Source organism: Haloglomus salinum, assembly GCF_024298825.1.
GTDB classification, from domain to species: domain Archaea; phylum Halobacteriota; class Halobacteria; order Halobacteriales; family Haloarculaceae; genus Haloglomus; species Haloglomus salinum.
On sequence record NZ_CP101153.1, the window covers coordinates 3,299,093 to 3,319,056 of the forward strand.

Annotated in this window: 19 protein-coding genes; 6 read left to right on the forward strand and 13 right to left on the reverse strand. The window is 69.7% G+C overall.

All coding sequences use genetic code 11. The features are described from left to right. Nucleotides 1-63: 63 nt before the first annotated feature. Nucleotides 64-1,473, forward strand: coding sequence for an FAD-dependent oxidoreductase (locus tag NL115_RS16100; RefSeq protein ID WP_254830346.1), 1,410 nt, complete (start codon nucleotides 64-66; stop codon nucleotides 1,471-1,473). 207 nt (nucleotides 1,474-1,680) lie between these two features. Beyond that, nucleotides 1,681-3,192: a hypothetical protein gene (locus tag NL115_RS16105; RefSeq protein WP_254830347.1), complete on the forward strand. Its 1,512-nt coding sequence runs from the start codon at nucleotides 1,681-1,683 to the stop codon at nucleotides 3,190-3,192. 55 nt (nucleotides 3,193-3,247) lie between these two features. On the opposite strand, the gene NL115_RS16110 is transcribed toward NL115_RS16105, so the two are convergent. The 3 genes from NL115_RS16110 to NL115_RS16120 all read right to left on the reverse strand — a co-directional run bounded on the left by NL115_RS16110 (nucleotide 3,248) and on the right by NL115_RS16120 (nucleotide 6,087). Then, complete coding sequence (locus NL115_RS16110) at nucleotides 3,248-3,529, reverse strand: hypothetical protein (RefSeq protein WP_254830348.1); 282 nt, start codon at nucleotides 3,527-3,529, stop codon at nucleotides 3,248-3,250. A gap of 47 nt (nucleotides 3,530-3,576) precedes the next feature. Beyond that, the gene (locus NL115_RS16115) at nucleotides 3,577-4,218 is read right to left on the reverse strand and encodes a vWA domain-containing protein (RefSeq protein ID WP_254830349.1); all 642 of its coding nucleotides are present in this window, start codon (nucleotides 4,216-4,218) and stop codon (nucleotides 3,577-3,579) included. A gap of 99 nt (nucleotides 4,219-4,317) precedes the next feature. Next, nucleotides 4,318-6,087, reverse strand: coding sequence for a HEAT repeat domain-containing protein (locus NL115_RS16120; RefSeq protein ID WP_254830350.1), 1,770 nt, complete (start codon nucleotides 6,085-6,087; stop codon nucleotides 4,318-4,320). A 426-nt stretch (nucleotides 6,088-6,513) separates the two neighbouring features. On the opposite strand from NL115_RS16120, the gene NL115_RS16125 reads away from it, so the two are divergent. Further along, nucleotides 6,514-8,076 (forward strand): ATP-binding protein, encoded by a 1,563-nt coding sequence (locus tag NL115_RS16125; RefSeq protein ID WP_254830351.1) that lies wholly within the window; start codon nucleotides 6,514-6,516, stop codon nucleotides 8,074-8,076. 71 nt (nucleotides 8,077-8,147) lie between these two features. On the opposite strand, the gene NL115_RS16130 is transcribed toward NL115_RS16125, so the two are convergent. The 7 genes from NL115_RS16130 to paaA all read right to left on the reverse strand — a co-directional run bounded on the left by NL115_RS16130 (nucleotide 8,148) and on the right by paaA (nucleotide 12,269). Then, entirely contained in the window at nucleotides 8,148-8,597 is a 450-nt protein-coding gene (locus NL115_RS16130; RefSeq protein WP_254830352.1) for a helix-turn-helix domain-containing protein, read from the reverse strand. 89 nt (nucleotides 8,598-8,686) lie between these two features. After that, complete coding sequence (locus NL115_RS16135) at nucleotides 8,687-9,253, reverse strand: hypothetical protein (RefSeq protein ID WP_254830353.1); 567 nt, start codon at nucleotides 9,251-9,253, stop codon at nucleotides 8,687-8,689. A 179-nt stretch (nucleotides 9,254-9,432) separates the two neighbouring features. Continuing rightward, complete coding sequence (locus tag NL115_RS16140) at nucleotides 9,433-9,597, reverse strand: PaaD-like zinc ribbon domain-containing protein (protein ID WP_254830354.1); 165 nt, start codon at nucleotides 9,595-9,597, stop codon at nucleotides 9,433-9,435. After that, complete coding sequence (gene paaD / locus NL115_RS16145) at nucleotides 9,594-10,052, reverse strand: 1,2-phenylacetyl-CoA epoxidase subunit PaaD (RefSeq protein ID WP_254830355.1); 459 nt, start codon at nucleotides 10,050-10,052, stop codon at nucleotides 9,594-9,596. Before paaD ends, NL115_RS16140 begins: the two co-directional genes overlap by 4 nt. Continuing rightward, the gene (paaC, locus tag NL115_RS16150) at nucleotides 10,049-10,978 is read right to left on the reverse strand and encodes a 1,2-phenylacetyl-CoA epoxidase subunit PaaC (protein ID WP_254830356.1); all 930 of its coding nucleotides are present in this window, start codon (nucleotides 10,976-10,978) and stop codon (nucleotides 10,049-10,051) included. The genes paaD and paaC overlap by 4 nt, the downstream gene beginning before the upstream one ends. Further along, nucleotides 10,978-11,328, reverse strand: a complete 351-nt coding sequence (locus tag NL115_RS16155) for a phenylacetic acid degradation protein PaaB (RefSeq protein WP_254830357.1) — start codon at nucleotides 11,326-11,328, stop codon at nucleotides 10,978-10,980. The genes paaC and NL115_RS16155 overlap by 1 nt, the downstream gene beginning before the upstream one ends. A gap of 2 nt (nucleotides 11,329-11,330) precedes the next feature. Continuing rightward, entirely contained in the window at nucleotides 11,331-12,269 is a 939-nt protein-coding gene (paaA, locus tag NL115_RS16160; protein WP_254830358.1) for a 1,2-phenylacetyl-CoA epoxidase subunit PaaA, read from the reverse strand. 84 nt (nucleotides 12,270-12,353) lie between these two features. Here paaA and NL115_RS16165 point away from each other — a divergent pair, with 84 nt between their 5' ends. After that, nucleotides 12,354-12,992: a helix-turn-helix domain-containing protein gene (locus NL115_RS16165; protein ID WP_254830359.1), complete on the forward strand. Its 639-nt coding sequence runs from the start codon at nucleotides 12,354-12,356 to the stop codon at nucleotides 12,990-12,992. A 14-nt stretch (nucleotides 12,993-13,006) separates the two neighbouring features. Here the strand turns inward: NL115_RS16165 and NL115_RS16170 are convergent, their stop codons facing one another. Beyond that, entirely contained in the window at nucleotides 13,007-13,468 is a 462-nt protein-coding gene (locus tag NL115_RS16170) for a MaoC/PaaZ C-terminal domain-containing protein (RefSeq protein WP_254830360.1), read from the reverse strand. Between the two features lie 130 nt (nucleotides 13,469-13,598). Between NL115_RS16170 and NL115_RS16175 the strand changes: the two genes are divergently transcribed. Together NL115_RS16175 and NL115_RS16180 are read left to right on the forward strand one after the other, a co-directional pair. Next, on the forward strand, nucleotides 13,599-15,245 hold the full coding sequence (locus NL115_RS16175) for a sensor histidine kinase (RefSeq protein WP_254830361.1): 1,647 nt from the start codon (nucleotides 13,599-13,601) through the stop codon (nucleotides 15,243-15,245). A gap of 60 nt (nucleotides 15,246-15,305) precedes the next feature. Continuing rightward, the gene (locus NL115_RS16180; protein ID WP_254830362.1) at nucleotides 15,306-15,983 is read left to right on the forward strand and encodes an SOS response-associated peptidase; all 678 of its coding nucleotides are present in this window, start codon (nucleotides 15,306-15,308) and stop codon (nucleotides 15,981-15,983) included. A 151-nt stretch (nucleotides 15,984-16,134) separates the two neighbouring features. Here NL115_RS16180 and NL115_RS16185 read toward each other — a convergent pair whose 3' ends face one another. Beyond that, nucleotides 16,135-17,865, reverse strand: a complete 1,731-nt coding sequence (locus NL115_RS16185) for a hydantoinase B/oxoprolinase family protein (RefSeq protein WP_254830363.1) — start codon at nucleotides 17,863-17,865, stop codon at nucleotides 16,135-16,137. Further along, nucleotides 17,858-19,897 (reverse strand): hydantoinase/oxoprolinase family protein, encoded by a 2,040-nt coding sequence (locus NL115_RS16190; protein WP_254830364.1) that lies wholly within the window; start codon nucleotides 19,895-19,897, stop codon nucleotides 17,858-17,860. Before NL115_RS16190 ends, NL115_RS16185 begins: the two co-directional genes overlap by 8 nt. Nucleotides 19,898-19,964 lie beyond the last annotated feature (67 nt).

The following is a 19,964-nucleotide window of genomic DNA, read 5'->3' on the forward strand; positions in this document are numbered from 1 at the left end:
CGTACCGGATAACCGACGCACACCCGACCCGGATTTATTACCGAACCACCCGCCGGACCGGGTATGAGCACGTTCGTGGTGGTCGGCGGGGACGCCGCCGGCATGTCAGCAGCGAGCAAGGCCAAGCGCGACGACCCCGACCTCGACGTGGTGGTGTTCGAGAAGGGCGAGTGGGTCTCCTACGGGGCCTGCGGGCTCCCGTACTACATCAAGGGCGAGATTCAGTCGCTGGAGAGCCTCGTCTCTGTGACGCCGGAGGAGTTCTGCGAGGAACGAGGCATCGACCTGCGGACGGGTCACGAGGTCGTCGGCATCGACCCCGACGAACGGACCGTGACCGCACGCGGCGAGGACGGCGAGGTCGTCCAGCCGTACGATGCGCTGCTGCTGGCGACCGGCGCGGCGGCCGTCACCCCGCCCATCGACGGGCTGGAGCGCGAGGGCGTCTTCACACTCGGGTCGATGTCCGACGGCGCGGACCTCCGGGAGTACGTCTCCCGGGCCCGCTCGGAGGACGACCTCATGCAGCCCGACCGGGGGCCAGCCTGCCAGTTCCTCGAGACCTGCCGCGGCCCAGTGGGGGTGGTCGGCGGCGGCTACATCGGGGTAGAGATGGCCGAGGCACTCGCGGCCAACGACTTCGAGGTCCACCTGTTCCAGCGCGGCGACCGCATCCTGAAGTCGTTCAGCGAGGCGACGAGCGAGAGCGTCCTCGACCACCTCGGCGAGCAAGACGTGCGGGTCCACCTCGGCGCCTCCGTCGAGGAACTCGCCGGCGGTGACCGCGTCGAGACGGTCGTCACCACGGAGGACCGGGTGCCCGTCGACATGGTCCTGGTCGGCACCGGCGTCGACCCGCGGACCGACCTCGCGGAGGACGCTGGCGTCGAACTCGGGGAGACGGGCGCCATCACGACCGACGCGTACCGGGAGACGAACCTGTCGGACGTGTACGCGGCCGGCGACTGCGCGGAGGCGACCCACGTCGTCACCGGAGAACCGGCGTACGTCCCGCTGGCGCTGACCGCCAACCGCCACGGCCGGGCCATCGGGCAGACGGTCGCCGGCTCCCCGACGGAGGGCGGCGGCGTCGCGGGGACGGCCGCCATCAAGGCGTTCGAGGTCGAGGCCGCGCGGACCGGCGTGCTCGACCACGAGGAGGCCCGCGAGGCCGGGTTCGAGCCGCTTACCGACACCATCACCGCGAAATCACGGGCCGGCTACTACCCGGAGGGCGGCACCGTGCAGGTGACACTGACCATCGATAAACCGTCCGGGCGCGTGCTGGGCGGGAGCCTCGTCTCCGAGTACGGGGAGGGCGCGGTCCACCGGAGCCATGCGCTGGTCGGCGCTGTCACCGAGGGTGTCGCCGTCGACGAACTGTCGAACTACGACCTCGCGTATGCACCCCCGTTCAACACCACCTGGGACCCCGTACTCACGGCAGCGAAGGTGGTTGGCGGGCAGCGGTAGGTCGGACACTCCACCCTGGTCCCGGCTCCGTCGTGAGGTCTCGTCGACCGCGACCCGTGACGGCTCCGCGGTCGGCATCCTCGCGGTCGCGATGCCGACGGGCTCCCGACACCGCGGACGGGCCTGTCGCTCGCTCGGAAGTGTCGATAAAACGGCCGTTTGGCCCTCCAGAAAGGGTTTGCCTACACGACTGCGAGCGGTGCCCGTATGCGACGACGCGCCCTCCTTGCCGGCTTCGCAGCCGGAATCGGTGGACTCGCGGGCTGTAGCGAAGTGATCGGAAACCGGACGGGCTCCCCGAACGATGCGGGCGAACAGCCGACCGCCTCTCCGACGCCCTCTCCCACGGGGACGTCAGACCCGGGCCAGAACCCCGACGACTGGGACCTCGGTGCGGCGAGTCTCGTGGACCTGGAGACGGCGAACAGAACGTACGCGCTCGCCCCGCTCCGGTATCGCTCCGACGACGGGGCGAGCGTCCGGATGCGCTTCAGTTCGACCGAGACGGCCGACGGGCCGGCGACGGTCGAGGCGGAACTCCGGAACGAGAACCCCTTCGAGAACACGTTCCGGCTGGAGTGGACGCCGCCGTTCGGGCGACTCGCCAGCGATATCCCGGAGTCATTGGGCCTCCGGCAATCCGAGCACACCTACCGCGTCGGACTCGTCTTCGCCCCGACGGCGAACCACGAGCTCGTCGAGGAGCCGCCGGCGCTCGAACGCGCTGCCGACGGGCACTGGCGACTCGCCGGCGACTCGTTCCCGCAACTCCCCGAGCGCGTCCGACTCGCAGCCGACGAGACCGTTCGCGGGGAGTACGCCCTGGTCGGCCGTGCCGAAGGTGCCGGCCGTGGTCGGCCGCCCGGGATGTACGAGTTCTCCCGTGCGGGCGAACGCCCCGTCCGGGTGAGCGTCTGGCCCACCGATGCGCCCGGCCCGACGACCGATTCCCGGTTCACGGGGACCACTGTCCCCGACCTCCCGGGCGAGTCGGAGACGGCGTGGTTCCACGATGCCGACGCGAGCACGCCCTCGTTCGTCAGACCGAGCGTCGAGCGGACCGACCTCCCGGCTCGTGTCGAGTTCACGTTCGTCAATCACTCGCGGGAGTCGACACGCTGTGGCCACTGGAATCTCCACAAGCTCGTCGACGGCGAGTGGTTCCACCTCGGGCCCTACATCCACATGTCGGACTGCCGCAGTGTCGCCCCGGGCGACACGAATACCTGGACGATGCGGGCGTCGACGGGTGAGATGGCGCCCTGCGAGGCGCAGCACTATCCGTTCCTGGGTGGTGGCCGGTACGCCGCCGTGGCGGGCTACGGACACGCGACGGCACGGAGTGCCGCCCTGGTCCAGTTCGACGCCCCCGCGGTATCGGTGGTCCCGACGGACGACGTGACGACGGAGCGAACGGACGGGCAGGTGACGGTCACGTCCGATCGCTGGCGAACCGCGCCCGACGACGGGGACCGTTCGCGGGTCGAGCTCGTGCTCGAGCGGGCGGCGAGTGCCGATCGAACGCTCATCCCGGAACAGGTGATGCGTCGCCGGCGCCGGGGCCTCCGGAACACGCTCGCCTTCGTCGCTCCCGATATCGAGCGGGTCGTCCTGCGCACGGACGACCGGACGACGGCCTGGACCGTCGGCTACGACGACGGTGCCGCCGGATTCAGGTACGAGGGCCAGGCGTACCGGGTCACCGAGAGTAGCCGGTAGGCTGGGCACGCCCCGTTCATCCGGAGGGGCGGTCACTTCCAACTGGTACCGGTCGTTACGGTTCCTCGTCACGCAGTCGAGCTGCGATGGCCTCCAGCTCCGCCTTCCGGAAGGACCGTTCGCCATCCACGGAGTCTGGGTCGAGCCCCTCGACCCGGTCCCGAACGATGGCCCGCATCTCGCGTTTCGGCGGGAGCGGCTTCCCCGTCACCTCCTCGCCCAGGGCGCCACAGATGGCCGCGAGGGCCTCCTTCGTGAAGTCGGTCGAGACGGCGCGTTCGTAGCGGCCGACGGCCAGGCGGATCTCGTCCCGTAACTCGTCGACGGTGGGTGACATACCGGCCCGTCCACCGGACGCCCCCTGTTGTTTCCGGTTCGCCCGGTCTACGCCCCGTCCGCGTCCTCCTGTCGCTGCCGGTCCTCGGCCGTGTAGCCGCCGACCGACCCCTCCCGGCGCGCCTCGCTGATGTTGCGCGAGGTGGAGGCGTACGCCTCCTCTGCGCCCTCGCCGCTGTGGGACATGTCCAGCGACTTGTCCCGGTCGATGCCCATCTCCGCGGCCGTGAGCGCGGCGTCCTGGTTCGCCCCGATGAAGAGGAACTCCCAGTCGTGCTCCTCGCGGTACTCCTCGACGAGGTCGCGGACGCGCTCCTGTGGCGTCTCGGAGGCGTTCTCGCGGCCGTCGGTCAGGACGACCACGACGACCGTCCCCGGCCGGACCTTCTTCGGGAGCTGGCGGATATGCTCGTCCGTCTCCGTGACCGCCGTCGTGATTGCGTCGTGGAGTGCCGTCTGTCCGCCGGGTGTGTACGTCTCCTCGTCGAGCTCCGGGGCGTCGCCGATTGGCCGCCCCTCGTACACCTGCGTGACGCCGGAGTTGAAATCGTACAGCGTCACCGACGCGCGGCCCGGTTCCGCCTGCTGGTCCGCGAGGAACGTGTTGAAGCCGCCGATGGTGTCCTCGCGGATCTTCGACATCGAGCCGGACGAGTCGAGTACGAACGTGACGTGTGTCTTCTGTGTCATGAGTGGTCTCCCTCGGTTGCCGCCCGCAGCCGTCCGCGTGTTCGCCGCACTGTGCCGTTCGCCGTCCTCGCTGCCCGCGTCCGTTCCGCGGGACGCACCTCACACGGGCCCGCCCGCTATCTCCGCGACGGCCCACTGTGCCCGTTTGCGGACCTGCTCGTCGTCGTCCTCGACCGCCAGGTCGCGCAGGGCCTCGAGCGACGCCTCGTCCTCGAGATGGCCGAGCGCCCAGCACGCGTTCACCCGGACGAGTCGGTGCTCGTCGGCCAACAGCGGCCGGAGCCGGTCCAGGTGCTCGCGCGCCCGGTCGGGCAGGTCCTCCGCAACGCGGGCCATCGCCGCCGAACCGTTGACCCGCGTGAAGTCGTCCTCGGCCGATAGCAGTCCCGCCACCGTGTCCACGTGAGGTTCGATGTGGTCGGCGTGGAGCCGGGACACCTCCCACAGGAGGCCGGTCGCGTTGTTCCGGAGCTTCGGGTGCTCGGACTCGAGCAGGGCTGCGACTTCGTCGACGAGGCCGAGTGCGACGGTCGGGTTCTCGTTCGCCACGCGTCCGAGCGCCGCCGTCGCACTGAGCCGTGCGCCGGGACTGAGCGACTCGTCGGCCAGCACCTCCCCGAGCGCCGGCGCGGCAGGCTCCACCGCCCACGGTGACTCCGCCGCCAGGAGCGACAGGGCGTGCGCCGCGTGGTGGGTCGCGACCCGGTCCTCCAGCAGCGTCGCGAGCGATGGCACCGCGTCGACCACGTCGTCCGGGTCGGCCTCCGCTATCGGCACGATGCAGGACGCCGCCTGCTTCCGGACCGCGTCGTCCGTCCCTGTCAGGTACTCCGTGACCGCGTCCGACAGGGGCGCGATGTCCGCGGCGTCGGCCTCCCCGATGGACGCCACGGCCGACAGTGCGTGACCGGGCTCGGCACAGCCGCCCTCGAGGAGTGACCGCAGAATCGGCAGTGCGGGCGTACACTCCGCCGGCCGTGCAGCGGCCGTGTGGCGGAGAGCCGCGAGCGCCGCGGCCTGTGGCGTCTCGTCCTCCCGGTCGAGCAGCGCCAGCACGCGCGAGACATCGACAGCGAACGGGTTGTCCGCCGCGAGGTCAGCGAACGCCGTGGCCTGTTCGACGGGGTCGTCCGTCGCCGGCAGGTACGCCTCGGTCGGCGGGTCGACGACGTGGACCGCCTCTATGTCCCGGACCAGCACGTCGAACCGCTCGCGGTCCGGGGCGGCTGGGTGACACCGCAGCACCGGGGCCGCCGCCGGCCGGTCGAGGGTCCGCTGGTCCAGCGAGAGGTTGCGGCAGAGGACCGACCGCTCGGTGCCGTCCTCTGTGTATGCGAGTTCGAACCCGGGCGCGTCGGCGTGTTCGTCGAGCCACGCATCGAGGTGGGCCGCATCAACCGGCGTAGTGCCGGCCGACCGGACCCCTCCGTCTCCCACCCGGTCGCGGACCCACGGGAGCGCCGGGTCGATCTCCCCGCGCTCGACGGCCGGGACGAACTCCCACGCGTGGTAGTGGTCCCAGCCGTCGACGTCGCTCAGGTCGATGTCGTCGACCACGACGTAGCCGTCGGCCTCCGGATGCAGGTCCGCGATGAGTCCGAGCCGCTCCCGACGCTTCGGGAACCGCTCGTACCGCCCGTCGCGGCGCTTCTCGCCGAGCCACCGGTCCCAGTCGTCCGGGTGCATCCCCACGATGTCGACGACGCCTGGGATGGCGGCCTCCGCAGCGAGGTCCTGATTGCCGATGGCGTAGACCGCGTGTTCGGTGCCGTGTGCGAGCTCGCGCACCCACTCCAGCGGGACCGCCTCCCGCCGTGGGTGCGCGTTCACGTCCACGGTCCAGTCGCGGTCGAACGCGAACACCAGCATCAGTCGTCCCCCCACGGTGCGACGATGTGGTGCCGAACTGCGGTCGGTGCCTGCGACGGGCGATTCCCCTCCCCTCGACGCGTGTTCTCGTTCACTGTAGCCGGTTGCTCGGTGTCTCTCCCCCCGACACCGGTCGGGCATTCGACCACGATTCCCCCAGCCCCTCGTCAGCTTCCAACATCGGAGTGTGCTTTCTGGCACCTCCGCACGCACTAGTATGCACTATGGAGGTATAAATGCTTCGTATAGTGTGGCTAAATTGCGGATTGTGTGGATGTTATCTACACCGCAATGACCGTATTCTGGGCGTGGCGGACCAGGTGACCGGAAAGCGCGAGATATAGGTGGAATATCGGCATCGTGGCGTCCACGCGTTGGGCACAACACCCATTACAGTGCAGTTCGTGGCATGGGCAGACACGTGCTATGACCTTCGACGCTGCCGAGGACGCGCTCCTCCGGGCCCTCGGGGAACACAACCCGTGGTGGGAGCCGGGCGGGGAGGCCTTCGACCTCCCGGACCGGGCCAAGAGCGACTTCTACCACCTCGCACGGCCGGACGGCCCAGGCAGCCAGTTCGAGGACCAGCGCCTCCTCGGACTCGTCGGTCGTCGCGGGGTCGGGAAGACGACACTCCTGAAGCAGTTCATCGCGCACCGCATCGAGGACGGTGCGGATCCGGAGCAGTTCTGCTACGTCCCGTTCGGTGCGGACCCGCTCTACCAGCTCCAGTCGGACGAGGGGCTCCGGCAGGCCATCCGCTACTACGAGGGGCGCATCCTCGGTCGGGTCGAGGACCCGACGCCGCACTTCGTCTTCCTCGACGACGTCCATCTCGTCGAGCATCCGAGCAAGCCGAAGGTGGAGGGGTGGGGGACGCCGGTCGCCGACATGCTCGACGCGGCACCCGGTCGCCACGTCGTCGTGACCGCCAACGCCGGGGTCCAGATCGACCGCGAACTGGAGCGGGTGGACTTCCCCCCGGACGCGGCAGCGACTCAGCCCATCCTCCCCGAGAAGTTCCGCGACCACTGCTACACGCTCTATCCCGAACTCGAACGGGGCGACACGCGGGTCAGTCCGACCCCCATCCGCGAGGGCGACGGGAGCCTCCCGGACGCCCTCGAGGCCGGCGACCCAGGGGCGCTGGCCGAGACGCTGCGGTCCCAGTACGACCGCGTCTCCGCCGTCGAACGCCGCATCCAGTCGCAGGTCGTCCACTACCTCGCGGTCGGTGGCGTCGTCGGGTATGCCACCGACGGCCCGGTCGAGTCGGCCGCCGAACTCGCGCCCGAGGCCTACACCCGACTCCGTGACGACGTCCGGGACGCCCTCTACCAGGACGTCCCCGGTTTCGAATCCGTCCAGACCATCGCCGACCTCGAACGGCTCTGCGCGCTCGCGGCCCGCAACCGGGGGGTCGAACCGGTCCGCTACCAGCGGCTCGTCGACCTGTTCGACGTTGACCGCCGGACCATCACGGACAGCTACCTCCCCGCGCTCGAACAGCTCTACCTCCTCACGGGCGTCACCGAGTACGACAACAGCCGGCCCCGCTCCGTTCGGCTCTACCTCCGCGACACGGGGCTCGTGACCGCGCTGACCGACGGGGACGCGCGTGGCGTCCTCAACGACTTCGGCCGCGAGGCCGCGCTCGCACGCGTCGCGGCCTTCGACCACACGATGCGGTTCGCGTACGGGCTCGCGGCCGCGCAGGGTACCGACGCCGACCCCGAGGTCACGTTCTGGCGCGGTCGGAGCGGCGAGGTGGATTTCGTCTTCGAGGTCGACGGGACTCCCCTCCCCATCGGGCTCTCCTATCGGCCGTCCGGCGAGGATGCCGCGGCTGCGGTCCGCGAGTTCGTCGAGACGTACGACACCCCGTTCGGCATCGTCCTCACGGGGGACTCCGTCGGCACCGTCCGTCCCATCACCGTCGAGGACGAACTGGTCCGACTGCCGTACTGGTTCTACCTGCTGCTGTGTTGAGTTCCTCGACCAGCAGCTCCAGCGCCGGTCGACCGGACTGACGAGGCGGCGGGCCGAACAGAACTGCCGGCTCAGTCCTCGTTCCGCCCGGCGTAGACGCCCTCGGGTGCCTCCGCCTCGGTCTGTGCGGTGGACTCGATGTCGGCGCCGAACTCGTCGATGCAGTCCCGGGCACCCTCGGTCCACTCGGTGAGCGCGTCGTGCATCCGTTCGCGGAGCACCGGCAGGGGTGTCGGGCTGTATCGGTAGACGTGGCCGCCCTCCTCGAGGAGGACACGGCGTCGCTCGGCGAACCCACGCTCGCGGAGCGTCCGGAGCGACCGGTTCACGTTCGAACGGTCACGGCCCAGTTCCTCGGCGACCTCGGCCGCCGAGCTATCGGGGACTCGTAACAGGCCCAGGTACGCGCTACTCTCGCTCGCCCGGAGTCCGAAGACGGCGCTCAGGACGGTCTCCAGGTCAGGGGGGTCGACCGGCAGTGTCTCGGCCGTCGTGTCTCGGCCGGGCTCGGAAACAGTCATGTACGTCACGTCGGTCAGCACCGCTCAAACCAGTTTTCCGGGCTCAGTGGGGATTCTCACCCAAGACTCTCTAGATTCTCACCGCACTCTCAGTCGCCACCCCAGCAGCGCACTGTCCGGCCCGACCGGAGGCCGGCCGTCGGCGTCGCGCCGAAGTTGTCCTCGGCGCGGACCAGCCGGTCCTCGGTCACCGTGTACACGACCGGGATGGCGGCCCCGTCACCGTGGACGATGGTCGCGGTCTGGTTCCCCTCGGCGGGGCCGCCGTACCACGTGTTCGTCCGCGAGGTGAGCCGGACGCGGTAGCCGCTCTCGGTCGCCGTGACGGTGACGTCCGAGACGATCACCGTGACACGCTTCGTCTTCGGGTAGAGTTCCTGATTCCGGGACCAGGCCTGCTCGAACGCCACCACGTACGAACGGACCGACGACTCGTCCCACGTCTCGGGACGGTCGGGGTAGGGGCTCGGCTCGACGTTGTCCCGGATGGGGTCGGTCGGGCTCTGCCGGTCCTCGGTACACGGCACGGGGGACGGCGTCGGCGTCGTGTCGGCACCGGCAGGCGATGCCGGCGAGCCACCACCGAGCGGACCGCCGACGCAGCCTGCAAGCGTGACGGCGAGGAGCAGTGCGAGCGTCGTTCGTCTGGAGGGCATACGAGGACCATCGGCACGACCCGGAAAGGGCCTTCAGATGACACAAAGGGCTGTTTGAGTCTTTCCGAGTGGAGGGCTCTCTTCACGATAGAATCGCAGAATTATCGTTATAGCGGCGCAGTAATACATCTACGGGCCATTTTAATCAGAAACGCTCCATTGCCCATCCCACGCAGCCGTCAGCCCATCTTCTCGAACGACTCCTCGCATGAGTTACAGTAGTGGATGGACTTGCAGAGCGACGGCCCTCGCGGGTGCTCCCGGGTCGTCTCCTCGGAGCCGCAGTACGGGCACGTCGCCGGGCCATCACTCGCGACGTCGACGCTCGGGTCGAGCCGCCTCATATCGACACCCCGAACTCACGGAGCGCCTCGCGCCCCTCCTCGGTCACCATCTCGACGCTCCACTCCGGCGACCACACGAGGTTGACGAGCGCGTCCTCGACGCCGTCGACGCTCTCGACGGCCCGCTCGACGCTGCTCAGCAGGTAGTCGCGGGCCGGACAGCCCGTGTACGTCAGCGTCATGTCGACCCGGGCCTCGCCGCTCGCGCTGTCGACGTAGACGTTGTAGATGAGCCCGAGATCGACGATGGAGACGGGCATCTCCGGGTCCTCGACCTCGTACAGGACATCCCACACCCTTCGCTCGATGCCGCTCGCCCCTTCGCCCGTCCGCGGGAGGTCCGGGTGGCCCGTGCCCGCGCTGTACTCGGTGTAGCTACAGTAGCGCGGTTCGCCCTCGAACGTCTCGTCCGGGAGGTCGGCCCCGGCCTCGTCCGGTCGCTCGGCGTCGCTCATCGCGACGCACCCCCGGCGTTCCCGCCGTCTGCATCGTCCGGGTCCGCCATCAGCCGCGGTGCGTCCCGGCGGTCCAGTTGCCGGTAGGTGAACGTCAGCTCGTCGTAGAGGTCCGGCCACGCGTCGGTGTGGGCCCCGGCCCGCCCACGCTCGGGCGGCAGGAGGGCGTCCACGGCGTCCGGGTCCGCGTCGGCGGGAACGGGTGTGGAGAGCCCGAGGTCGGTCAGGAATGGAACGACCGCCTCCAGCCACGCCTGGCGGAGCTCCGAGAGTGGCGTCGGCCGCACGCCCAGTTCGACGATATCCGGCTCCCGGGCCGTCGGCGTGAACAGCGTCAGCGCGTGCGGGAACAGTCGGTCGAGCGCCTCCTGCACCCGGCGTCGACCGTTCTCGGGGTTCGCGTCGCCGCGTCCCTCGGCCAGCCGCTCCAGCCAGTTGCGAGCGTGTTCGCGGTGGTAGTGCTCCTCGCCCTGGACCTTGCCGACGCGGTCGGCGATGCGGGGGTACTCCGTCTCGGTGAGCGCGTCGAGGCGCAGTGCCTCGAACTCGTCGTAGAGGACCCCGCGAACGATGGCGTCGGCCCAGTCACCGCGCTCGAAGGGGCGTTCGACCAGCGTCGCGTGGTGGAAGTCTTCCGGCGGCCGCTCCCAGATGAGTTCGGACTCGGTGTAGCCGAAGTCCTCCAGCAGGTCGTACCAGAGCCGCGCGTGGCCGAGTTCGTCCTGTGCGATGTTCGCGACCGCGAGGTCGCTCTCCAGGGTGGGCCCGCGGACCTGCCACTCCGTGTATCGCTCGGCGAGCACGAACTCGTCGTCGGCGAGCGCGCGCAGGCACGCTTCCACGGCCGCCTGCTCGCGCTCGGACAGGTCGTCCGGCAGCCCGAGGTCGTACTCGCGGTCCCATGGGTGCGTCTCGTCTGTCGCCATCAGTCGTCACCTCCCTGCTGGCGCCCCTCGGTCCGGCGACGGCGCGTGGACTCGGCCTCGGCCTGCTCGGCCTCGCTCTCCTCGATCTCCTCGGCCATCCGTCCCGTCGAGTAGTTGGTCGCCCAGCGGTACTCTTTCTGCGTGGTGCCGCCCATCGCGACGCCGGGGTCATCGGCGTCCACCTCCTCGATTTCCGGCTTCGGCACGACCCACAGCGAGTTCGCCGGCTTCCGCCGGGCGTGGGCCACCTGCGCGAACAGGCGGGCCATCTCCTCGTCGGGTGCGTGGACGTTCCCGACGTGCGTGTGGTAATCCTTCTCCGTCTCCTGGCGGAACACTTCGAATATCATGGTCAGTCGGCGGTCGCGGGCGTCTCCCCGCCCGTGGGGGTGCTCTCGATGGCGTTCCGGACCCACTCGACGGCGTCCTGGCTCCGCCGGCGCTTGGCTATCTGGCCGCGGCCGGTCGGCAACTCGTTCTTTGCGACGGTGACGAACTCGTCCCAGTCCAGGTCCGCCTCGTACACCTCGTAGTGGTCCCGGTCCTCGTGGTACTCGACGCGGGGATACTCCGGAATCTCGAGGCCGTACTTCTCGGCCTTCGGGAGGTAGGCGTTGAGGAAGGCGTTCCGGAGCGCGTCGTTGCTCATCGTCTTCAGCCCCACCTCCTGCGAGAAGTCGTCGTGCGTCGACTGGTCGTCGGTCGGCCCGAAGAACTGGAGGATGCGGGGCCACCACTTCTCGAAGGCCTCCTGTAGTTTCTCCTGGTCGCGTCGGGTCCCGGTGGCCAGTTCCCGGAGGATGTCCTCGCCGTGTTTGATGTGGAACCCCTCCTCGAAGCAGATCTTGTCGATGGCGTGGGCGTACGGCTCCCAGCTCGTCCGCTTGAGCGAGGCCTGCCGGCGCATCGCCGCGCCGTCGACGAAGAACATTATCATCGGCAGCTCGTACCAGTTGTCCAGCGGGTAGTGGAAGCAGTTGAGGAACTTCCCCTCGCCGTTCGCGAGTTCGTCGAGCATCTGCTCGCGGGTCTTCACGCCCAGGTTCTCGGCCGCCCGGTAGAGCAACTGCCCGTGGCCGATCTCGTCCTGTACCTGCGCACTGACCGCCAGCTTCCGGTCGAGGCTCGGCGCCTGCCGGATGAAGGGGCGCTCGATGTACGCGCCCATGATCTCGCTGTTGGCGTGGAACTGGATCATCCGCGTCGCCGCCTCGCGGTACTCCAGTGGCATCTCGTCGGTGGGCCCGAACTGCCGGGGGCCCGCCCGCTCTTTAACCGTGGACAGGTCCATACCGGCATATATTTATGCGAGATGTGAACCGGTTGGCCCGTCCATGGGGCGGTATTAAATGCCTCCGCCACGTTACCGTGCCACATGAGGCCGGAGTGCCTCGTCGTCGAGTTCCGGGTGACCGGCGACGACTGCCCGCTCGCGGAGGCCTCCCGAACGGCGGACGCGACGGTCGACGCCGCGCCGCCGCTCGCCCGGGGAGACGGGAACAGCCTCCTCCGTGCGAGTACGCCGAGCGAGGCCGTCGGCGACCTGCTCGACGAGGACGACCGGGTGCGCTACCTCCACGGGTCGCAGGTCGACGGCCGCTGGAACTACCGCTGCCTCTCGAAGGACCCCTGTGTCGTTCACGACCTGGTCGACGTGGGGTTCCTGGTCGAGTCCGTGCACCACCGCGAGGGTATCGAGCGCCACGTCGGGGCGGTCGTCGGGTACGACGTGCTCGACAGCGTCCTCGAGGCCGCGAGCGACCGCGTCGGCGTCTCGCTCGAACGCGTCACGACACTTGGTGAGGAAGGTGACGCACCCATCGCGCAACGCTGGGACCTCACGCCCGCCCAGGAGGAGGCCGTTCGTGCGGCGCTGGCCGCTGGCTACTTTACGGTCCCGCGGAGCGCGACGGCGGCCGAGGTCGCCGAGGTCCTCGACATCTCGAAGTCGGCGTTCCTGGAGCGCCTTCGCCGGGGACAGGGGTCGCTGTTCGAACAGCTGTTCGGGGACTGAACGGGGGAGCGCGGTTACTCTTGCCGCTTGAACAGGAACTTCATGTCTCCCTCGAACACTGACTCGTCGTCCTGATTCGTCATCGACGCGTCGATGACCACCAACCCCACATCGTCGCGCGAATCCAGTTCCCGCTTCGTCGTGCACTCGAAGGTTGCGCTCACAGTGTCCCCGATGTACACCGGGTTCGGGATGTCCATGTAGTTCATCCCGATGAACGCTTCGACGGTCCGCTCGACGAACCCACAGCGCTGGACGAAGCCGGTTGCGAGGATGAACGTCATCGGGCCCTGTGCGATACGCGCCCCGTAGGTCCCGTCCTGCGAGTACTCCTTGTTGGTGTGGAGTTCGGTCCAGTCGCCGGTGAACATCGAGTGCATCACGAAATCCGTCTCGGTGACGGTCCGCCCGGCGCTCTCGAACGTCTTGCCCTCGGCCATGTCCTCGAAGTGGTGTGGCTCGTAGCTGTACGGCATACGCGGCCGTGTCGCGTGGGTGCTGGAAAAATTTGCCGGCTCTGGAGGTGGATTGTGCCGCCCTGTGGGCGGTGATTATGAGCCTGGCGCTACTAAGGTGCCGTATGTACTGCCGGATGGGGGGGTGTCGGTGACTGGCGAGGCGCGCGAGGTCCCCGAAGCCTCCGAGGTTCTCGACCGGATGACCGATGCCTTCTTCGCCCTCGACGACAGGTGGCGGTTCACGTACCTGAACGAGCGCGCTCGGGCGCTGGTCTGCCGGGCCGCCGCGAGCGAGCCGACGACCGAAGAACTCCGAGGACGCCGCATCTGGGACGTGGTTCCGGCCGCCGAGGAGTCGGTGTTCGCCGAACAGTACCAGGAAGCCGTCGAGACGGGTGAGTCGGTGAGCTTCGAGGCCGAGTACGAACCCATCGACACCTGGTTCGAGGTTCGCGCACACCCATCCGAGAGCGGCCTCTCGGTCTACTTCCGTGACGTGACCGAGCGGAAACGCCAGGAGCAGCAGCGCGAGCGCGATGCGACGGCGCTCCGGTCGCTCTACCGTATCGCCGCCGACCGGGACAGTAGCTTCGACGAGAAGGTGGACCAGGTCCTCCGACTGGGGTGTGAGTACCTGGACATCCCGTACGGGATGGTGAACGAACTCGACGAGGACGGGCAGACGGTCGCCTACGCGCACGGGACGCCGGACGGTCTCAGGCCGGGGCAGAGCATGCCCCGCGACGAGGCCTACTGCAAGGAGACCGTCGAGACCGACGACCTGCTGGCCATCGTCGACGCCGTCGAGGACGGCTGGGGTGACGACCCGGCCTACGCGGAACACGGACTGGGCTGCTACATCGGTGGTCGCATCGAGGTCGACGACGATGTCGACCGGACGCTCTGTTTCGCGGGCCCTGACCCACGGCAGACGTCGTTCACCGAGACCGAGGAGACCATCGTCGAACTCCTGACCCAGTGGCTCACCTTCGAGTTCACCCGCCGGGCAGACCGGCGCGCGCTCGAACAGAAGAACGAACGCCTCGAGAACCTCGCCTCGGTGGTGAGCCACGACCTCCGGAACCCGCTCACCATCGCGAAGGCCCGTACCGAGTTCATGGCCGACGATGCGCCCGACGAGCACGTTGAGGCGGTTGCCGACTCACTGGACCGAATCGAGTCGCTCATCGACGACCTCACCATGCTCGCACGGCAAGGTGACATCATCGACGAACGGCGGACCGTCGACCTGTCCGCGGTCGCGACCGACGCCTGGGGCGCGGTCCCGACGGAGGGGACGGGCGCGACGCTGGAGTGTGAGGGTGACCTCTCGCTGTACGCCGACAGGAGCCGCCTCCAGCAGGTCCTCGAGAACCTGTTCAAGAACAGCGTGGAGCATGGCTCCACGAGCAGTCGGACGCAGTCCGACGACAGTGTCGAACATGGTTCGACAGGCAGCCGGACGCAGTCCGGCGACAGCGTGGAGCATGGCTCCACGAGCAGTCGGACGCAGTCCGACGACAGTGTCGAACACGGCGCGAGCGAGGACGGCGTCACCGTCCGTGTCGGCCCCACGGCGGATGGATTCCTGGTGGCCGACGACGGCCCCGGTATCCCGGAAGACGAACGCGAGAAGGTCCTCAGGATGGGATACACGACCGAGGACGACGGCTCCGGCATCGGGATGGCAATCGTCAGGGAAGTCGTGTCGGCCCACGGCTGGTCCATCTCCGTCGGCGAGAGCGCGTCCGGCGGGGCACGCTTCGATGTGACCGGCGTGGAGCCGGTCGACTAGACCGTCGGTCGCTTCACCGGCGCCGACAGAACCACCATCCGGGCGTGCCTCCTCTCCCGTATGTGCGGCCGCACCTCCCTGTTCGCTCCGCTCGCGGAACTCGAGACACGCCTCGACGCTACTCACGCCAGTCCAGAGGCGTACGAGCCACGCTACAACGTCGCCCCGCAGGACGACATCGAGGTCGTCACCGGCGCCGACCCGGACACCATCGACCGGCAGCACTGGGGCCTGCTGCCGCCGTGGGCCGACGGTCCCGGTGACGGCTTCATCAACGCCCGCGCCGAGACCATCGCGGAGAAACCCGCGTTCCGGGAGTCGTGGGCCGAACGTCCGTGTCTCGTCCCGTCCTCGGGATTCTACGAGTGGAAGGAGACGGGCCACGGCAAGGAGCCGTACCGCGTCCACCGGCCGGATGACCTGCTGCTGCTGGGCGGCGTCTGGCGGGAGTGGCAGGAAGAGGACCGGACGCTGCGGAGCGTCACGATACTCACGACCGAGCCGAACGACCTGATGGCCGACCTCCACGACCGGATGCCAGTGCTGTTACGTCCGGACGAGGAGGCGACCTGGCTCCAGGGCGACCCCGCTGACCGGGCCGACCTCTGTCGCCCGTACCCGGACGACGACCTCGAGGCGTACCGCATCGGCACGGCTGTCAACAACCCGACGAACGACCACCCCGGCATCATCGAGCGAGACGACACCGAGCAGTCGGGGCTGGGCGAGTTCGCGTAGTGCAGCGGTCGGCGAGCCCGCGTCGCCGGCGACACGTTCACAAGGCACTTACCGGGTTCTGCGTGCTATCTGCTTGATTCGACGAGATGACTTGCTGGGCGATATTAATCGAATAATATCTTGGTTTTAGCGTAAAAACGGCCCCTGAACCTCAATTATTGCTTTCTGCCTCGTATCCGTATTGTTCGCGCGCAGCCTCAGCCGACAGTTTCCCGAGCCGCAGGTCACGCTCGATGGCGGAGCGCGAGCGGTCGGCTGGGTCGCCGTATCCGCCACCGCCGGGCGACCGGATGCTCACCACGTCACCCGGGTCGAGGTCCAGCGTCGTCTTCGGCGGCAGTCGGGTCGGGTCGTCCGCGCCGGCGGGCGTGTGGAAGGCAGCTCCCGGCTCCCCCGGCTCCCCGCCGGCCAGGCCGTACGGTCGGTGTCGATGCCGGTCCGCCAGCAGGGAGCAGGCGACCGTGCCGCGGACCTCGATGTCGCGCCGGAGCCCCAGGCCGCCCCGGTACTCGCCGGCGCCCCCAGAGTCCGGTCGGAACGAGTACCGTCGGACACGGAGCGGGTACGCCGTTTCGAGCACCTCGACGGGCGTGTTGAGGGTGTTGGACATGTGGACGTGGACGCCGTCCATCCCGTCGCCGTCCGCGTGGCCCCCGGCGCCGCCGCCACCCGTCTCGTAGAACGCCCACGGCCGCCCCTCGCGGCCCTCGCGGGGGTCGGTCCCGCCGAAGGTGACGTTGTTCATCGTCCCCTGGCCAGCCGCCGCGGCCCGCTCGGGCGCACACTCGGCAAGAGCGCCCAGAACCACGTCGGTCACGCGCTGCGAGGTCTCCAGATTCCCCCCGACCACGGCCGCCGGCGGGTCGGGGTTCACGACGCTGCCCTCCGGCGCACGGACCTCGACCGGGCGGTAGGCCCCCGCGTTCGGCGGTACGTCCGGGTCCGTCACGCACCGGACGGCGTAGTACGTCGCGGAGGCCGTCACGGCGAACACGGCGTTGACGGGGCCACGGGTCTGCGGTGCCGTGCCCGCGAAGTCGACCGTCACCGCGTCGCCGTCGACCGTCACGGTGGCCGCGATGTGGATGTCCTCGGTCCCGCGGCCGTCGTCGTCCAGCGCGTCGTCGAACGCGTACTCGCCGTCCGGAAGGGCCGCGATCTCGGCACGCGTCCGGCGCTCGGCGTAGTCCTGAATCGCCCCGGTGATAGCGGGCAACTCCTCTCCGTATCGCTCGTGCAACTCACGGTAGCGTTCGGCGCCGGTCTCGTTGGCCGCGACCTGCGCGCGGAGGTCGCCCCGGCGCTCGTCCGGCGTCCGGACGTTCGCGAGGATGGTGTCGAAGACGGCCTCGTTGGCCGCCCCCGCCTCGTACAGCTTCACCGGCGGGATGCGGAGCCCTTCCTGGTAGATATCGGTGGAGTCCGCCGCTACGCCGCCCGCCCGCGAGCCGCCCACGTCGGCGTGGTGGGCCCGGTTGGCGACGAACGCGAGCGGGTCGCCGTCCGCCTCCGCGTCGTCCGCGAAGACCGGCGTGACGAGCGTGAGGTCCGGAAGGTGGGCGCCGCCGCGGAACGGGTCGTTGAGCAGCACCGCGTCGCCCGGTTCGAGGCGCTCGGGCGGGAACGCATCGAGGGCGGCCGCGACGGAGAACGGCATCGCGCCGAGGTGGACCGGGATGTTCTCGGCCTGCGCGACGAGGGCGCCGTCGGCGTCGAACAGCGCACAGGAGCAGTCACGCCGCTCGGTCACGTTCGGCGAGTACGCCGTCCGGACGAGCGTGGCGTTCATCTCCTCGGCGACGGCGGCACACGCGTTCCGAGCCACCTCCAGCGTCACCGGGTCGACCTCGGCGCTCGCCCCGGCGTCTCGCTCCTCAGACATCGGCGTCCACCTCCACGACGAGGCTCCCGTCGTCCGCGACCCGGACGCGGTCGGGCGGCCGCACCGCGAGTGTCGATTCCGCGCCCTCGACGACAGCCGGCCCTCCGACGCGCCCGCCGGCAGGGAGGCGAGAGCGGTCGTACACCCGGGTATCCCGGGTCCGCCCGCCGAAGGTGACGGGCCGTTCCTCCCGGACGGCGTCGGCGACGCTCCCCTCGGTCCGCGGCGGGTCGAGTTCGGGCGGGTCGACCACGCCCCGTGCCCGGAGGCGGACCGTCACCAGCTCCAGTGGCTCGCCGGGCGAGGCGTGGCCGTAGCGCTGGCGGTGGGCCTCGTGGAACCGCTCGGCGACGGTGTCCAGCGCGTCGCCGTCGAGCTCGGACGGCGCGTCGACCGTGAGGTCGTACGCCTGCCCCCGGTAGCGCAGGTCGAAGGCCCGTTCCATCCGACGCCGGTCGGCGGGGAGGTCCGCGAGGCGCTCGCGCCCCCGGGATTCCAGGTCCGCGAACAGCGCTTCGAGGTCGGCGGCGTCGACCTCGCTCCACGCGCGGACCCGCGAGACGGACTCGTCGTACGTGAGGTCCGAGACCAGCAGGCCGAGTGCCGAGAGCACGCCCGCCGCTCGCGGCACGACGACCTCCGGCACCGACAGCTCCGACGCGACGGCACTGGCGATGAGTGGCCCGGCACCGCCGAACGCGACCAGCGCGAGGTCGCGCGGGTCGTGCCCTCGCTCGACGGAGACGACCCGAAGCGCCCGCGCCGTGTCCGCCTCGGCAACCGATAGGATGCCGGCGGCCGCCTCCCGAACGCCCGCGTCGAGTGGCTCCCCGACCACGCGCTCGATGGCCTCGCGAGCCGCGTCACCCGCACCGCCGATATCGCCGAGGAACGCACCTGGGTCGATACGTCCGAGCGCGAACGCGGCGTCCGTGACCGTCGGCTCGTCGCCGCCCCGCCCGTAACAGACGGGACCGGGCGCTGCCCCGGCGGACTCGGGCCCCACCCGGAGCGCACCCCCCGCGTCGACGTGGGCGATGGACCCACCACCGGAGCCGACCGTGTGGACGTCGACCATCGGCGTCGCCACAGGGTACTCCCCGACCGTCACGTCCGTCGAGACGAGCGGGTCGCCGCTCCTGACGAGTGAAACGTCACAGGACGTGCCGCCCATGTCCATCGTCAGGACGTCGTCGTGGCCGTGGCGGGCGGCGACGTGGGCCGCGCCGCGGACGCCGGCCGCAGGACCCGAGAGGAGCGTTCGCACCGGCGTCTCACGTGCAGTGGCGGCGTCCATCAGGCCACCGTTGGAGGCCATCACCCGGAGGTCGGCGCCGACGCCGGCCTCGCCGACCTGGCTGTCGACCCGGCCGAGATAACGGTCCACGACGGGCCGGAGTGCGGCATTGAGTGCCGTCGCCAGCGTTCGCTCGTACTCCCGTATTTCGGGCAGGACCTCGCTCGATAGTGAGATGATGCCCTCGTAGCCGCCGTCACGGAGCGCTTCGCGCACACGTCGTTCGTGGCTGCCGTCCTCGAAGGCGAACAGGAGCGCGACCGCGACGCTGTCCGCGTCCAGGTCGGGGGCGAGGTCACGGACGACCTCCTCGTCGAGCGCCTCCAGTTCGACGCCCCGCTCGTCGACGCGGCCGGGGACCTCGTAGCGGTGGTCCCGGGGTACCACGGGGTCGGGCTTCTCGCCGTGCAGCTCGTACAGGTCGGGCCGGTCCTGTCGGCCGATCTCCAGAACGTCCCGGAACCCCGCGGTCGTCAGGAGCGCCGTGTCGGCCCAGTCGCGTTCGAGGACCGCGTTCGTGGCGACGGTCGTCCCGTGAGCGAGTGTATCCACGGTCTGGAGCGGGAGCCCCTCGTCGGCTGCTTCTGACAGCCCCTCGACGACACCCTCAGCGGGCGCGTCCGGGGTCGAGGCGACCTTGTGAACCCGCACTCGCCCGTCCGTGACCGCCACGACGTCTGTGAAGGTGCCCCCCACGTCGATGCCGACGCGGGTGGCGGTGTCGCTGTCGCCCATACGGCGGCCACGTCAGGAGCCATGGTAAAGCCGGCGTCGGCTCCGGATGCGAGCCGGTCGAGGCCGC